This is a genomic window from Mesorhizobium sp. M8A.F.Ca.ET.165.01.1.1 (assembly GCF_004792065.1).
Lineage (GTDB): Bacteria > Pseudomonadota > Alphaproteobacteria > Rhizobiales > Rhizobiaceae > Mesorhizobium.
In genome coordinates, this window is record NZ_SRTH01000003.1 from 1 (window position 1) to 14,748 (window position 14,748).

The following is a 14,748-nucleotide window of genomic DNA, read 5'->3' on the forward strand; positions in this document are numbered from 1 at the left end:
ACAAACCGTAGCCGCTCGTCCATGATCCCAGTTTCTCGCCAAACCATCGCCGGTCCTCCCGGCGGACAAGAAAACTGTCACCCATGCTATCGGTCCATTCTGTTACCTATCTATCCGGTTCGGACACCGGGCACTTCTCCCCGTATAGTGACGGGGAGAAGGGGCTGGACGCAACCGCGGCGCCTTCCTGCATCATTGGGGATTAGCGAAATCGGCGATGACAACGCCCCTCTCCCCGTCACTATACGGGGAGAGGATGCCGGCAGGCAGGTGAGGGGCAGCGCCAGCCATGGTCAGCAAAGCGTCGCAATGCAGGACGTTTTTCTGCCTTCGACCGGGCGGCCGGCGTCGCCGTCTTAGCCGAGCCCCAGATGGCTCTTCAGGCTGGGCACCGAGCCGAGCACCTGGTTGGTCAAATCGGGGCCGGCGGCTGCCTCGGCCTGCTGGACCAGCGTCTCGCCTGCCTTCTGGATCTGCGCCATGTCGAGGCCGGATGCCTTGAGCGCGGCGAGGCCGTTGACCAGCGCGCCGGCTTTCTCGCCGAGAACGCCGCCAAGCGCGCCTTGCAGCGAGGACAGGAAGCCGCCGCCGCCGGTCGGGGCGGCCATGACGTCGTATTTCTGCGCCAGCGCATCGGCGCCCGGAATCTTGGCGAAGAAGGAGGAGGCGCTGGTGCCTTCCGCCTCATGCTCGAGCACCGAGAAAATGGTGCCGACGACCTTTTCGGTCGTCGCCTGGTCGAGACCGGCCTTCTGCGAGACGGTGTTCACGATGTCCTGGACGTCCATGACTTCACCTCAACCTTGGGTTTTCGTGTTTGCCGGATGACGCTGGCGGCTGCGTACCTTGACCATGGACTTGCGGCTCGCCGCAACAACGGCCGCGCGCATCGCCAGAACGGCGGTCGCAACCATGAAAGCTGTTGCGAGCATCGGCGAGGTCATGGTCATCGGCATTGTTCCTTCCAGATCGGGCCTAGAGCGGTTCAGAGTTTGATAGAACCTCTGCCCCGCTCTAACTTCTTGTTTTTACGCAATTCCCAAGGGGAAGCGCTGCGCGCTTCTCCCGGGAAAACCGCTACGCACTTTTCCTGGAATTGCTCTACCGTGACCGCCAAAAGCGGCCGGCCAGCCAGTTTCCCCCACTATTGTGGCAGCGCCATCAAGATTATTCACCGATGACAAAAACGTGATGATCTTCAGCGGCCTGGCTGGCGGTCTTGGAGGCGGCGAGGTGTCACCGTCCAGTGGACGATGACAGGCTCGCCCCTATCTTGCGGACGGCAAGGAAACCGAAGTCAAGACACCGAGATCGAGGAAGCCCATGACCGACGTCACCACCAAGCCCGTCATCACCCAGGCGATGATCGACGCCTATGACGAATACACCCATCTGACGCTGGATCGCCGCCGCTTCATGGAGCAACTGACCAGGCTTGCCGGATCGGGCGCGGCGGCGGCCGCGATCGCGCCGATGCTGGCTGCGAACTCCGCCCAGGCGGCAATCGTGGCCGAAAACGATGCCCGCTTGAAAGGCGAGGACATCACCTATCCCGGCAGCGGCGGCGAGATGAAAGGCTATCTGGTCAAACCGGCAAACCAGACCGGCAAGCTCGGCACCGTCATCGTCATCCATGAAAACAGGGGGCTCAACCCACATATCCGCGACGTCGCCCGGCGTGTGGCGCTGGAAGGGTTCGTGGCGCTCGCGCCCGATTTCCTGTCGCCGCTCGGCGGCACGCCCGCCGATGAGGACAAGGCGCGCGACATGTTCGGGAAACTCGACCCGGCGCAGACCGTGGCCAACGGGGTGGCGACGGTCGCCTTTCTCAAGGCCGACAAGGACGGCAACGGCAAGGTCGGCGCCATCGGCTTCTGCTGGGGCGGCGGCACGGCCAACATGCTGGCCGTCAATGCGCCCGACCTCGCCGCCAGCGTCGCCTATTACGGCATGCAGCCGAACGCCGCCGACGCGTCTAAGATCAAGGCTGCGCTGCTGCTGCATTATGCCGGCCTCGACCAGCGCACCAACGCCGGGATCGATGCCTTCAAGAAGGAGCTCGACGCCGCCCACGTCGAATACACGGTCTATGTCTATGAAGGCGCCAACCATGCCTTCAACAACGACACCTCGGCGGCGCGCTACGACAAGAAGGCGGCCGATCTCGCCTGGGGCAGGACCGTCGCTTTCCTCAAGCAGAAGCTGGCTTGATCGTCGTCACCTTCCCGGCGCCCAGACCGTCTCGAAAGCCGGCGACAAGGTGAAGCCCGCCGGACGCTCCGATGTCGGCGGTGGGCGCCGCACGCCTTCCTGCAAATAGCGCAGGGCCGAAGTCACTCCGTGGACCGTGTAGGGCTTGGCAATGACCCCGATCGCGCCGGCGAAATGGTCGGGAATGCGCTTCGGGTTTGCGGTCATGAAAACGACCATGGAGTTCTTCCTGTCGTCGATATATTCGGCGACATCGATGCCGGTCGGGCCGTCGGTGAGGTGGATGTCGACAAAGGCGATGTCGGCCCGCGTCGAATCGACCACCTCCCTTGCTTCGGCCAGGGATGTCGCCCAGCCCACCACACTGTGGCCGGCGTCCTGGACAAGGCTTTCCAGCTCCATGGCCAGCAAGGCCTCATCCTCCACGATCAGGACCTTGAGAGGCTCATTCATGACAGGTTCCCTTTGTGCTGTGGTCCGTTGGGCATCGAAATGACAACGCGAGTGCCGGGACCGGCATCGCGCCACTCGATGTCGGCGCGCAATTGGCGTGCAAGCGACTTGATCAGCCGCATGCCGAAGGAGGCGTCCCCATTGGCGTCCGCCATGCCGACGCCGTCGTCCGAGACCTCGATGTTCAAATGACCGTCCGGCTGGCTCATCTTGATGCCGATGCTGCCCGATCTCGTGCCATCCGGCCCTTCCTTGAACGCATGCTTGAGCGCGTTGGTGAGGAGTTCGTTCACCATCAATGCCACCGGCGTTGCCTTCTCGGCTGGGATGATGATGGACTCGAGATCAAGTTTCGGATTGATTTCCGAGCGTCCCGAAGCCGTGAGCAGCTCGGAGACGAGATCCCTGGCAAAATCCGAGACATCGAACTTGCTGACGTCCTTGGATTGGTAGAGCCGGCGGTGCACGGTGCTGAGCGCCTCTATGCGTTCCAGCATCGTGCCCAGCGAGCGCTTCAAATTCTCGTCACTGGCGGCCCGGCTCTGCATGAGGATGAGCGAGGAGATCATCTGCAGGTTGTTCTTCACGCGATGATCGACCTCGTGCAGCAGCGTGGTCTGCGCCTCGAGCGCCGCCTCGAGTTCCGCAGTACGTTCCCTCACGGCTTTCTCGAAGCGATCCTTGTCCGCGGTGATGCGATGTTCCGAACGCTTGCGGTCTGAAACATCGAGCTGGGAAGCAAAGAAGAATTGCAATTCGCCTTTGTCGTTGGAGACAGGGCTTATGTAGAGCGCGTTCCAGAAGCTCGAACCATCCTTGCGGTAGTTCAGGATATCGACGCTAAGATCGGTCTCGTTCTCGATCGCGGCGCGTATCTCTGCGATGGCGGCCTTGTCGCTCTTGGGGCCCTGCAGGAAGCGGCAGTTCTTGCCGATAACTTCATGGCGCTCGTATCCCGTCAGGCGCAGGAAGGCGTCGTTTGCAAAGACGATCGGATTGTCCTGCCGGCGCGGATCAGTAATGATCATCGACATCCGCGTGGCACGGATGGCCGCCGCGAACGGGTCGCCCTTGCCTTGCTCGACATGAAGGTCGTCGGTCATGTGCCATGCGTCGGCCGGTTCCCTGGTCCTCTTCCAGTCCATCGCGTCGCTCCAAGCCATTTTTCGTGGGAGACAACGGCTCAAAGTCGGATTTGGTTCAATCTCGAACGGCCTGTCGCAGTTCGTCGCAGGTGGGAACCAACGGATGCTTTTTGCAACCGACTGGGAGAAAAGGGATTTCTCGACTAGCCGGCGGAGGCCGGCTTGTGGAAGGCGACACCGGCCACCACCAGGGCGATGCCGATGCAGTCGGCCGGACCGGGGATCTGACGCAGCACCACGACTCCGATCAGTGTCGCGGTGACCGGCAGCAGGGACAGCATCAGCGCGAAACTCGAGCGCGGCAACCGCGCCATGGCGAGTTGATCGCAGACATAGGGTATGACCGAGGAACAGACGCCGACGCCGATGGCGGCAATGAGCAGCGGCGGCGAGAAAAAGGCGGGCAGCGCGTCGGTGAAGCCGATCGGCAGCACGACGACGAAGGCGACCGCCATGGCGGCACCCAGGCCGGCTATGCCGTCGCCGGCGCCCGCGCGCGCGACACGGTGGCCAAGCATGATGTAGCCGACAAAGAGCGCGCCGTTGAGGAAAGCCCAGAACAGCCCGACCGGGTCGCTTGACCATCTGACGTCGATCAACAGCAAGGTGCCGGTGACGGCTATGGCAAGAGCGGCCAGATTGCGGGCGCTCCCGAGGCCGACCAGCGCAATGCCGATGGTGCCGACGAATTCGATCGCCGCCACCAACGAGATCGGCAAGCGGTCGAGCGCCAAGTAGAACGAGCAGTTCATCACCGCCAGGCAAGCGCCGAAGGCCAGCAACAACAGGCGCGTCCGAGTATCGGTTCCGACGAAGGTTCGCCAGGGCCGCGTCAGCGGCGCGAAGATCAGCGCCGCTGTGGCGATGCGCAGCCACGCCATGCCGAGCACGCCGACATGCGGGAAAAGCAGCACGGCGAAGGCCGGCCCGAGATAGTGGAAGACCGCGCTGACCGCGAACCAGAGATGCGGTGGCAGTCTCGTCGCCAGGCTGCCCGGGCCGGCAAGAGCAGGCCTGGTGGCATCGCGACCGGCAGTCGGGACTTGCGCCTGGTCATCCATCGGCGCAGTATCGCAGGCGATCTTTCCGGTTTATATGGACGATGAGCAGCAAGTCCGGTCATTTCTTTCCCGGAAGCAAGGATTTTTCCATGAAACGCCTTCGAAGCGAAAGCGTCGACCTCGACGCCGCCGACATGAAAATATTGCGCTTGCTGGAAGAGGACGCGCGCATCAGCACGGCGGAGTTGGCGCGCTCGGTCGGCCTGTCGGCGCCGAGTGTGGCCGAGCGCCTCAAGCGGCTGCAGGAGAACGGCGTGATCGAAGCTTATTCGGTCAGAATCAATCCCGCGGCGCTTGGCCTGAAACTGTCGGCATGGCTGCGCATCCGGCCGGTGCCGGGGCAATTGGCGGTCGTGGCCGAGATCATCCGCTCCCTGCCCGAGATCGCGCAATGCGACCGGGTGACAGGCGAAGACTGTTTCATCGCGCTGGCGCATGTCGGCTCGGTGGCCGAACTCGAACGGGTGATCGATCGCATCATCCCCCATGCGATGACCAACACGGCGATCATCCAGTCGTCGCCGGTGATCGCGCGCTCGCCGCTGGCGGCGATCAAGCGGCAGGTTTGATCTCGGTGAGATGTTGCTTGAGAAAAATGTCAGCGCCAGACGGCGATCGAAATTGCTTGCCTCAGGCGTGGCCGCGCTTCAGGCGGGCGCGTTTCAGGATGCTGCGCCAGCGAATCATGTCGAATGGGATCGGTTCGTTGTTGTTGGCGATGTGAAAGATCTCGTTGTCGACATTCTTGAGCGAACGCCAGAAATCATAGTCTGATATGCGCGGATCGGCCGCCAGCCTATCCACCTCGACCTTGATGTCGGTTTTCATGCACGTCCCTCGAACCGGCTTCGCCCCGCCGCCCGTAAACAACCCTGGTGCGGACGTTTTCGACCGCTCCGCTGAGTCGTTCAACGGCTCAATTGGCTTGTTCCCGTTAAAACCTCGGTAAGGTTAATGTGGGTCCAGGACCGCTTCAAGCGCTGGCGCCAGTCGATTTGAGGGGGCCGGCGATTTTGGTTCGCGGGTGTGGCTTTGAAGTCGTTCCGTCCTCGAATTTGCCCTAGCCCTGCTTGCGCCTGATTCCGATCGAGCGCCCGGCGCGTTCGGGCATTGGCAGCACCGAATGGGCGGCGCGCATGGCTTCGATCCTGGCCAGCACATCGGCCGGGAAGGGCGCCACCTTCGGCCCCGACATGTCGACATGCAGCGACAGGGTCTCGGACGTGGCGGCGAGCCGGCCATCGACATGGCGGATTTCCTGGTAGGCCCTGAGCCGCTTGTCGTCATGGTCGATGAGTTGGAAGGAGACTATGACCTTGTGGTCCAGGTGCAACTCCTGCACGTAGCAGACATGGACTTCGGCGGTGTAGATGGTGAGCCGCCGCTCTTTCACATAGGGCAGGCCCATGCCCATCGCCTCGAAGGCCTCGTCCGAGCAGCGGTCGAACAGCACGTTGTAATAGGCCATGTTGAGATGGCCGTTATAGTCGATCCAGTCCTTCTCGATGTCCATGGGCTTGGAAACGAAGGGGGCGAGGATGGACATCGAAACTTCCTTGTTCTGGTGCTGGACAGAGCGTGGTCGTGGAGACTTTTTTGTTTTGACGAAATTCCCTAGGGAAAGCGTTAGCGCTTTTCCTGGGAAAACCGCTTCACACTTTTCCTGGAATTGCTTTAGGCATCCATAACCGCATAACAAGGATGCATGCTGGTCCATTCGCGGAGGATTCCATGGCTCTGAGCGACCTCAATCCGGTCGAACGCAACGAGGAAGGCATCGCGGCCGTACTCGGCATTCTCAAGCAGCGTCTGGGCGAGCGCTTCCAGACCGGCCAGGCGATCCGTTCGCAGCACGCGCATACGACCACCTATATTCCGACGCAGGCGCCCGACGGCGTCGCTTTCCCGGAGACGACGGCCGAGGTGCAGGAAATCGTGCGCGCCTGCGCGGCACACCGCGTGCCGGTGATCGCGTTTGGCGTCGGCTCGTCGCTCGAAGGCCACACCAACGCGCCGGGTGGCGGCATCTCGGTCGATACGTCGCGGATGAACCGCATTCTTGCGGTCAATCCGCAGGATCTCGACTGCACCGTCGAACCCGGCGTGACGCGCGAGGACCTGAACCGGCATCTGCGCGACACCGGCCTGTTCTTCCCGATCGATCCGGGCGCCAATGCCTCGCTCGGCGGCATGGCGGCGACGCGGGCCTCCGGCACCAATGCCGTCCGCTACGGCACGATGCGCGAGAACGTACTGTCGCTGACCGCCGTGATGGCGGACGGCGAGACCGTGACGACCGGCAAGCGGGCGAAAAAGAGCTCGGCGGGCTATGACTTGACCAGGCTGCTGGTCGGATCCGAAGGCACGCTCGGCATCATCACCGCGCTGACCTTGAAGCTGCAGGGCATTCCGCAGGCGATCTCGGGCGGCGTCTGCCCGTTCCCGAGCGTCGAGGCGGCCTGCAACGCGGTGATCGCAACGATCCAGATGGGCATTCCGGTGGCGCGCATCGAACTGGTCAACGCGCTGCAGATGCGGGCGATGAAGACGTATTCCAAGCTCGACTATCCCGAGAGCCCGTGCCTGTTCGTGGAATTCCACGGCAGCGATGCCGGCGTTGCCGAGCAGGCCGAGACTTTCGGCATGATCGCCGAAGAAAATGGCGGCGGGCCGTTCCTATGGACCAGCGTCGCCGAGGAGCGGACCAAACTGTGGAAGGCGAGGCACGACGCCTACTGGGCCTCGCTGACCTTGCGGCCGGGCGCCAAGGGCCTGTCGACCGATGTCTGCGTGCCGATCTCGCGCTTTGCCGAATGCGTCACCGAAACCGAAGCCGATATCGCCGAGATGGGCCTGATCGCGCCGATCGTCGGCCATGCGGGCGACGGCAATTTCCATGTGCTGGTGCTGATGGATGTCAACGATCCCAAGGAAATCGCGCTGTCGGAAACGTTCGTCGCGCGGCTCAACATGCGGGCGATCGCCATGGAGGGCACCTGCACCGGCGAGCATGGCATCGGCCAGGGCAAGATCGGCTTCCTGCGCCATGAACTCGGCCACGGCGTTGACATCATGCGCACCATCAAACAGGCGCTCGATCCGCAAAACATCATGAATCCGGGCAAGATCCTGCCTGACATGGGCTAAGGACGTCGAGAGGCGCCGGTCTTGACCGTGCCGCCATTCAGGTCGAGGCTCCTCCCGTGGCAAGCCTGGAAAGACAGGCGTGCCGGCAGAGGAGGACTGTCATGGCCATTTCACGCAAGGAAGAAGCGCGCGCGCTGAGCGCCGATGAAAAGGAATTGGTGGAGAAGTCGCACCATCCGGCGGTGCAGGATCTTTCCGACGCCGACCTTTCCGGCCTGGTCAAGCAGTTGCGGGAACGGCGCGACAAGGCGCAGACCGAAGCGCATCGCAGGCGGCGCGAGATACGCGGCAAGGGCGCGGCAAAGGGCGCGACCGCCTCGAAGGCCGACGGCGGTTCGCAAGTGAAGCTCACGGTGCTGGCCATGGCGATGAGGCGGCTGAACGGCGAGGCCGAACGGCGCCGCCAACTGGCGGCACGCGTTTCGCTGGTCGACAATGCGCGCAAGGCGCTGACCTTGAAGCAGAAAGCCCCGAACGGTCCCACGCACAATTCGCGCACGGCGCACAAGGGTATGCGGGCCGTGGCCAACCAGAAGGTTGCAAGCCTGGTCCGACCGGCTGAACTCGGCCGGCAGCGCAAGGCGGCCAAGGTGGCGCAGGCGAAACGCGACGCACGTTGAGGGGCCGCGGATAGAGGCCGCCAGCCGACGCTCTACTGCGCAGCGACAAAGCTTCTCTTACTTCGCCTGCACAAGCGTCTGCAGCATGGGACGGGTGGGGGCGAAGAAGGTCGTGCCGGTGTGCGGCGTCGAGACGTCGAGCAGCCGGTCATAGGCGCCGGGCGGATCGCCGACATACATGCGCTGCAGCATTTTCTCGGTGACCCAGAGATATCTGCTGTAGCCGATGAAGTAGGTTCCGAACTCGTTCTGCCCGGGCCTGCCGAACGGCATGTTGTCGCGCAATATATCGTATTCATTGCCGTCGGCATCCTCGATAGTGGCCAGCGACTTGTGCGACTTGCGCGGCGCGTCGTCATCATCGATTTCGATGTTGTCGATCTTGGTGCGGCCGATGATCGCCTCCTGCTCGGGCGTTGGAATGCGCGCCCAGGCCTGCATGTCGTGCAAATATTTCTGGACCACGACATAGCTGCCGCCGGCAAAGTCGGGGTCCTCTTCACCGACCAGCGCCGAGGCGGGCAAGTCGAGGCCGGCCGGGTTGGCGGTGCCGTCGACGAAGCCGAGCAGGTCGCGGGCATCGAAATAGCGAAAGCCGGTCACTTCGTCGACGACGGTCACACCGGGACCAAGCCTGTCGAGCAGGATACGTTCGAATTCGAAGCACATGTCGGGCCGCTCGGCGCGAATGTGGAAGAGCAGGTCGCCCGGCGTCGTTGGCGCCGAATGGACCGCGCCCTTGATCGGAGCGAACGGCTTCAGCTCCAGCGGCCGCCGGCCGGGGCTGAGCCGGTTCCAGAGATCGCTGCCGATGCCGGCGATGCAGGACAGGCGGCCACCAAGGTCGCGGAATCCGACAGTCTTGACCAGATCGTCGAGTTCGCCAAGCACGGAGCACACCCTGGCCAGGGCCGGCTGTTCGCCGGCGACGGTGACGACAAGAAAAATCGCCGATTGCGAAAGCGGGGCATCGACGCTCTGCGCATCGATCGGCACACGGTCCCAGTTCTTGCCCGACATCCGAGAATCTCCGCTTTTTCCAGGATTTGTTTCAGATCGTCCGGCAGGACGCAACACGGGATGATTTGCCTCTTTATCGACACGCGGATGCGGGTAGAGTGCGGCAGAATTTCAATCAACCTGTTCGGAGCTGATGCTCGCACGCCTGTTCGTGATCTTCGGTGGCTTGTTCGTGCTGGTGCTGTGCGCGGCGCTGGTGGTGCCGTATTTTGTCGACTGGACCGGCTACCGCGCCGAGTTCGAGCGCGAGGCAAGCGCCATCCTGGGCCGCAAGGTGACCGTGCAGGGCGACGCCACGGCAAGGCTGTTGCCGTTTCCCTCGGTGACCTTTTCCAACGTCGCCGTCGCCGGCGGCCCCAACGGCCAGCCGGCCATGACCGTCGAGACGTTTTCGATGGATGCGGAACTCGCGCCCTTCCTGCGCGGCGAGGTGCTGATTTTCGACATGCGGCTGGTGCGGCCGAAGGCAATCATAGACATCGCCGCCAATGGTACCGTCGACTGGGCGATGCGCCCGTCTTCGCCCTTCGACCCCGGACAAGTCTCGATCGAGAAACTGACGGTGACGGAAGGGCAGATCGAACTGCGCCATGCCGCCGGCGGCCGCAGCCACATCTTCTCCGAGATCAACTCGACCATTTCGGCCAAATCGCTGGCCGGTCCGTGGCGCATGGACGGGACGTTGCGTCTCGACGGCTTGCGCGCCACGGTTGCGGCCTCGACCGGCAAGGCCGAACCTTCCGGGCAGCTGCGGCTTCGGCTGAAGGCGGACCCCGATGCCTATCCGCTGGTCATCGAGACCGACGGCAATGCGGGCATCGTCAACAGTGCGGCCGTCTATTCCGGCCAGTTCAAGATTTCGGGCGCCGACAAGAATTCAGCCGAGCTGCGCGGCACGGATGGCGAGACGGTGAAGGTCAGCGCCGGCAAGCCCGATCCGGGCTTTCGGCTGAACGGCAAGTTCTCGCTCGATCACCAGAAGCTTGGCGTCGACGAATTCCGTTTCGAGACCGGTCCGCTGGACAATCCCTATACCGCCGACGGCAAGGCCTCGGTCGATCTCGGCCAGAAACCGAGTTTCGCCATCGAGGCCAATGGCGCGCAGGTGCAACTCGACGAGGCGGTGGGTGCGCCGGCCGGCGCGGGCCTGACGCTGGACCAGCGTATCGCGGGGCTGGAACAGGCGCTGCTCGATCTGCCGAAGCCGACAATTCCCGGCACGGTCGAGGTCAAGCTGCCGGCGGTGGTGGCCGGCGACACGACGGTGCGCGATGTTCATCTTTCCGCCGAGCCGGTCGATGACGGTTGGTCGGTGAAATCGCTCGCCGCGACCTTGCCGGGCCGCACCAAGCTGGAAGCCGATGGCAAGGTCATGCTCAACGTGCAGGGCCATTTCGGCTTCACCGGCTCGTTGCTGCTGGCGGTGGCGCAACCTTCAGGTTTTGCGGCGTGGCTGTCGAAGGATGTCGACGAGGCGATCCGCCGTCTGCCTGCCGCCGGTTTCAAGGCCAAGGTCGATCTCTCGCAAAACCATCAATCCTTTAGCGATCTCGAATTGATCCTGGGCAAGGCGAAGTTTTCCGGCCGCATCGATTCCAGCCAGCCCGACGACGCAAAGCCCTCGGTGCTGATGCGGCTCGAGGGCGGCGAACTCGATGTGGACGGGCTGGCGGCCTTCGCCTCGATCTTCGTCAGCGACAAGGGCGCCAACCGCTTTGCCAGCAGCGACCTCGATTTCCAGATCAAGGCCGGCCCGGTCAGCGCCGGCGGCTTGACCGCCGACACGGTCGATACCGCACTAAGGCTGCGGGACGGGCTGCTCGAAATCGACCGGCTGTCGGTGGGCGGACTGGCTGGCGCCTCGATCAGCGCCACCGGCCGGATCAAGGATTTTCCGGCGAGCCCGACCGGCAAGCTCGACGCCTCGGTGGTCGCTGTCGACCTGAAACCGCTGATCGATGTCGCCGCGCAGCATTATCCTGATAATGCCGTGCTGAAGGGGCTCGCGGGCCGCGCCGCCGCTTATCCCGAGCTGTTCCAGGATGCGCGCATCGACCTCGTGGCCAGTGCCGCCGACAATGGCGACGGCTCCACGGGCCTGGCGATGAGCGGGCAAGGCAAGGCCGGCGGCTCGGCGTTTTCGGCGTCGCTGTCGGGGAAGGGCGCGGTGGGCAAGCTTTCTGACGCCCCCGTGACACTGACGTTCAATGCCAGGAACCCGGACGCAACCGCCTTGCTGGCGCTCTACGGCTTGCCGGCGCTACCGCTCGGCATGCTGGGCGAGGCAAGCACCGATATCCAGGCCAAGGGCACGTTCGGCGGCGGCCTGACGACGAGCTTCAGCCTTGCCGGCAACGACTTCAAGGCCGGCTTCGAGGGAACGGTCGCCGACACGCCGCAAGGTCCGACGGCGAAGGGCAAGGTCAACCTCGACGCCTCCGACATCGAGCCATGGCTGATGACGACGGGCATCGGCCTGCCCGGCATGGGCGCCGGCATGTCGACATCGCTGGCCGCGCAGGCCGATTATGGCAACGGCCTGCTGGTGCTCTCCGGGCTCAGCGGCGCCATCAACGAGGCAGCCGTGTCCGGCGACATCAACCTCGATGTCAAGCAGGGCGTGGACGGCAAGGACGGCGTGCCGCATCTGGCCGGCGCGCTGGCGCTCGACGAACTCGACCTTGATCCGATGGCGGTGGCGCTGTTCGGCGATTCCGCTTTTCTCGTGGACAAGAACGGGGCCGACAAAAGTGACAATGCCGGCAAGAGTGACAAGGCCGGCAAGAGTAACAGGGCCAGTGCGTGGCCGTCGGCGCCGTTCAGCCAGAAGTCCAGCTTGCCGTTCACGGCCGATCTCGACCTGACCACGGCTTCGCTGGCCGCCGGCCCGCTCGCCACCGCCTATGACGCGGCCTTCTCGCTCAAGCTCGACCCGGACGGCATCCGCGTGGCCGATCTCAAGGCCAAATTCCTCGGCGGGGCGCTGACCGGCCTGTTCGAGTTGAAGAACAATGAGGGCACGGGGCTTTTCACCGGACAGATGAAGCTGGCGGGTGCCGATCTGGCAAGCGTCTTGCCGGACGCGGGCATCGGCGGCACCAGCGATTTCTCGACGACGCTGTCGACCAGCGGCAAGTCGGTCGACGCAATGATCGCCGCCCTGTCTGGTTCCGGCACGGCGGCGCTGAAGGATTTGCAGATCGCCGGCGTCAATCCTGATGCCTTCAGCGCATTCCTCGCCAAGGCGGATGCGATCGGCCGCGATATCGACGCGGCCAAGACCGCCGGCTTCGCGCCTGACATCGCCGCCGGCGGCAGCTTCGCCGCAAAGGACGCCGAGGTCGCCTTCACGATTGCCGGCGGCACGCTCAGGGCGCCGCCGATCAGCCTTGAAAATCCGGCGGCGACCTTGTCGGCCGACATCACGGCCGACCTCAACGCCAGCACGGTTTCGGCCAAGGGCGCGGTCACCTATCGGCCCGGCGACGAAGCGCTGGTCGGCTCCGAGCCGGCCGTGAATTTCACCGCCGAGGGGCCGTTCGGCGCGGTGAAACGGCAGTTCGACAGCCAGCCGCTGGCGCAGTTCCTGACCCAGCGCGCGCTGGAAAAGGAACAGCAGCGCGTCGAGGCGATGCAGGCCGCGCTGCTCGAGAAACAGCGGCTGCGGCGCGAGGTGCGCTACTACGCGGCACTTCAGGATGCCCGCGACAAGGCCGCCGAGGAACTGCGCCAACAGGAGGAAGCGGCGCGCCTGAAAGCGGAGGCCGACGCCAAGGCGAAAGCGGAAGCCGACGCTCAGGCCCAGGCTGAAGCGGATGCCAAGGCAAAGGCCGACGCGGAAGCGAAAGCCAAGGCGGAGGCAGACGCGAAAGCGAAAGCCAAGGCCGATGCGGAGGCCAAGGCGGCGGCGGAACAGCAGGCAGCCGACGAGGCGGCCAGGGCGCAGGCAGAGCAGGAGCGCCAGAAGGCGGAGGAGGCGATGCGCATTGCCTCCCAGGAAAAAGCCAGGCTCGAGGCGGAGCGCAAGGCGGCGCAACAGGCGCCCAAGGCCGAGCAGTCGCCCGCCAACGACAATCCGCCTCCGGCCAAGCCGAAAGCCAACCCATTCACGGTCGACAATCTGTTGAAGTCGCTGCGGTAGGACTAGGCATTCCGGCTGCCCGCCCGACTGGCAATCGCCTCAAAGAACGAATGTTTCAGCGCCGTCAGCGACGTATCTGGCGTGGCGGAAATCGCGGATGGCGGCGAGCTTGCCGCCCTGCCAACCCAGGAGGATGAAGTATGCCGGCGCTGCCGTGGGATCGTTGGGATCGCGCACGAGGATTGCCGGACGATCTTCGACGAAACCAGGCTGGAAATGCCAGTCCCGCACCCGGGAATAATTGCCGAAATAGGTTGCCACCTCCTTGCGGCCGCTGAGCCTTGCCCTGGCCACCAGTTCCAAGCGTACCTCATCGGCCAGCATGTCCCGCACGGCGTCGAAATCGCGGGCGTTGAAGCGATCGACATAGGCGTCGAGTAACAGGCGCTCCGATGCACTCAGCCTGGGAACAGGACGATCGTCCTGTTCGTCGGCGATCTCACGCAGCCGGCCGCGGCCACGATGCAGCGCGGCCTTGACCGCGGGGACGCTGGTGTCGAGCATGGTGCTGATCTCCCGCAGCGAATAGCCCAGGACATCCATCATGATGACGCTGCTTCGTTGCGCGACGGGAAGGCGCATGAAACTGTGCAATCCGGCTACCGCGGCCTGCCGTTCGGCGATCGAATTTGCCGGGTCGGCGATCATGTCCGGCTCCTCCTCGTAGAACGTCTTCTCACGGGCGCGGCGGCGCAAAAAGTCGAGCGCGGTATTGTGCGCGATGCGAAACAGCCAGCCTTCGGGATTGGCGATCAGGCCGGCGTTGGGCAAGGCCTCGAATGCCTTGGCCAGCGCCTCTTGCAAGACATCCTCGCCATCGACGACCGAGCCTGTCATGCGGGCGCAATAGCGATGCAGTTTGGGACGCAATTCGCCGAACAAGCGGTCGAAAGGCCTTGGGATCTCGCCTGGACTGTTCATGCACCGGCCGTTCTTGCCATGGTTCTATT

General features: G+C 63.9%; 14 protein-coding genes. 5 read left to right on the forward strand and 9 right to left on the reverse strand.

Going from position 1 to position 14,748, the window contains the following annotated elements; all coding sequences use genetic code 11:
• Positions 1-356: 356 nt before the first annotated feature.
• Both EN808_RS09240 and EN808_RS36260 read right to left on the reverse strand, forming a co-directional pair.
• On the reverse strand, positions 357-788 hold the full coding sequence (locus EN808_RS09240; RefSeq protein ID WP_135915625.1) for a hypothetical protein: 432 nt from the start codon (positions 786-788) through the stop codon (positions 357-359).
• Between the two features lie 9 nt (positions 789-797).
• Positions 798-950 carry a hypothetical protein gene (locus EN808_RS36260; protein ID WP_189524110.1) on the reverse strand — a complete coding sequence of 51 codons (153 nt, stop codon included), beginning with the start codon at positions 948-950 and terminating at the stop codon, positions 798-800.
• Positions 951-1,323: 373 nt separating this feature from the next.
• Here EN808_RS36260 and EN808_RS09245 point away from each other — a divergent pair, with 373 nt between their 5' ends.
• The gene (locus EN808_RS09245) at positions 1,324-2,211 is read left to right on the forward strand and encodes a dienelactone hydrolase family protein (protein WP_135915626.1); all 888 of its coding nucleotides are present in this window, start codon (positions 1,324-1,326) and stop codon (positions 2,209-2,211) included.
• A 6-nt stretch (positions 2,212-2,217) separates the two neighbouring features.
• Here EN808_RS09245 and EN808_RS09250 read toward each other — a convergent pair whose 3' ends face one another.
• From EN808_RS09250 to EN808_RS09260, 3 genes are all read right to left on the reverse strand, one after another.
• Positions 2,218-2,664 carry a response regulator gene (locus EN808_RS09250; protein ID WP_127277581.1) on the reverse strand — a complete coding sequence of 149 codons (447 nt, stop codon included), beginning with the start codon at positions 2,662-2,664 and terminating at the stop codon, positions 2,218-2,220.
• Positions 2,661-3,809 carry a histidine kinase dimerization/phosphoacceptor domain -containing protein gene (locus EN808_RS37585; RefSeq protein WP_135915627.1) on the reverse strand — a complete coding sequence of 383 codons (1,149 nt, stop codon included), beginning with the start codon at positions 3,807-3,809 and terminating at the stop codon, positions 2,661-2,663. Before EN808_RS37585 ends, EN808_RS09250 begins: the two co-directional genes overlap by 4 nt.
• 143 nt (positions 3,810-3,952) lie before the next feature.
• Positions 3,953-4,870, reverse strand: a complete 918-nt coding sequence (locus EN808_RS09260; protein WP_135915628.1) for a DMT family transporter — start codon at positions 4,868-4,870, stop codon at positions 3,953-3,955.
• An 89-nt stretch (positions 4,871-4,959) separates the two neighbouring features.
• Between EN808_RS09260 and EN808_RS09265 the strand changes: the two genes are divergently transcribed.
• Positions 4,960-5,439, forward strand: a complete 480-nt coding sequence (locus EN808_RS09265; protein WP_127277573.1) for an Lrp/AsnC family transcriptional regulator — start codon at positions 4,960-4,962, stop codon at positions 5,437-5,439.
• 61 nt (positions 5,440-5,500) lie between these two features.
• Here EN808_RS09265 and EN808_RS09270 read toward each other — a convergent pair whose 3' ends face one another.
• Both EN808_RS09270 and EN808_RS09275 read right to left on the reverse strand, forming a co-directional pair.
• Positions 5,501-5,698, reverse strand: a complete 198-nt coding sequence (locus tag EN808_RS09270) for a hypothetical protein (RefSeq protein WP_015317249.1) — start codon at positions 5,696-5,698, stop codon at positions 5,501-5,503.
• Between the two features lie 232 nt (positions 5,699-5,930).
• Positions 5,931-6,416 (reverse strand): thioesterase family protein, encoded by a 486-nt coding sequence (locus EN808_RS09275; protein WP_135915629.1) that lies wholly within the window; start codon positions 6,414-6,416, stop codon positions 5,931-5,933.
• A gap of 185 nt (positions 6,417-6,601) precedes the next feature.
• On the opposite strand from EN808_RS09275, the gene EN808_RS09280 reads away from it, so the two are divergent.
• Both EN808_RS09280 and EN808_RS09285 read left to right on the forward strand, forming a co-directional pair.
• Complete coding sequence (locus EN808_RS09280) at positions 6,602-8,017, forward strand: FAD-linked oxidase C-terminal domain-containing protein (protein WP_135915630.1); 1,416 nt, start codon at positions 6,602-6,604, stop codon at positions 8,015-8,017.
• 101 nt (positions 8,018-8,118) lie between these two features.
• Entirely contained in the window at positions 8,119-8,637 is a 519-nt protein-coding gene (locus EN808_RS09285) for a hypothetical protein (RefSeq protein ID WP_135915631.1), read from the forward strand.
• A 57-nt stretch (positions 8,638-8,694) separates the two neighbouring features.
• Here the strand turns inward: EN808_RS09285 and EN808_RS09290 are convergent, their stop codons facing one another.
• Positions 8,695-9,657, reverse strand: coding sequence for a Dyp-type peroxidase (locus EN808_RS09290; RefSeq protein ID WP_135915632.1), 963 nt, complete (start codon positions 9,655-9,657; stop codon positions 8,695-8,697).
• A gap of 133 nt (positions 9,658-9,790) precedes the next feature.
• Between EN808_RS09290 and EN808_RS09295 the strand changes: the two genes are divergently transcribed.
• Positions 9,791-13,798 (forward strand): AsmA-like C-terminal region-containing protein, encoded by a 4,008-nt coding sequence (locus EN808_RS09295; RefSeq protein WP_135915633.1) that lies wholly within the window; start codon positions 9,791-9,793, stop codon positions 13,796-13,798.
• A 39-nt stretch (positions 13,799-13,837) separates the two neighbouring features.
• Here the strand turns inward: EN808_RS09295 and EN808_RS09300 are convergent, their stop codons facing one another.
• Positions 13,838-14,719, reverse strand: a complete 882-nt coding sequence (locus EN808_RS09300) for a sigma-70 family RNA polymerase sigma factor (RefSeq protein ID WP_135915634.1) — start codon at positions 14,717-14,719, stop codon at positions 13,838-13,840.
• Between the last annotated feature and the right edge of the window lie 29 nt (positions 14,720-14,748).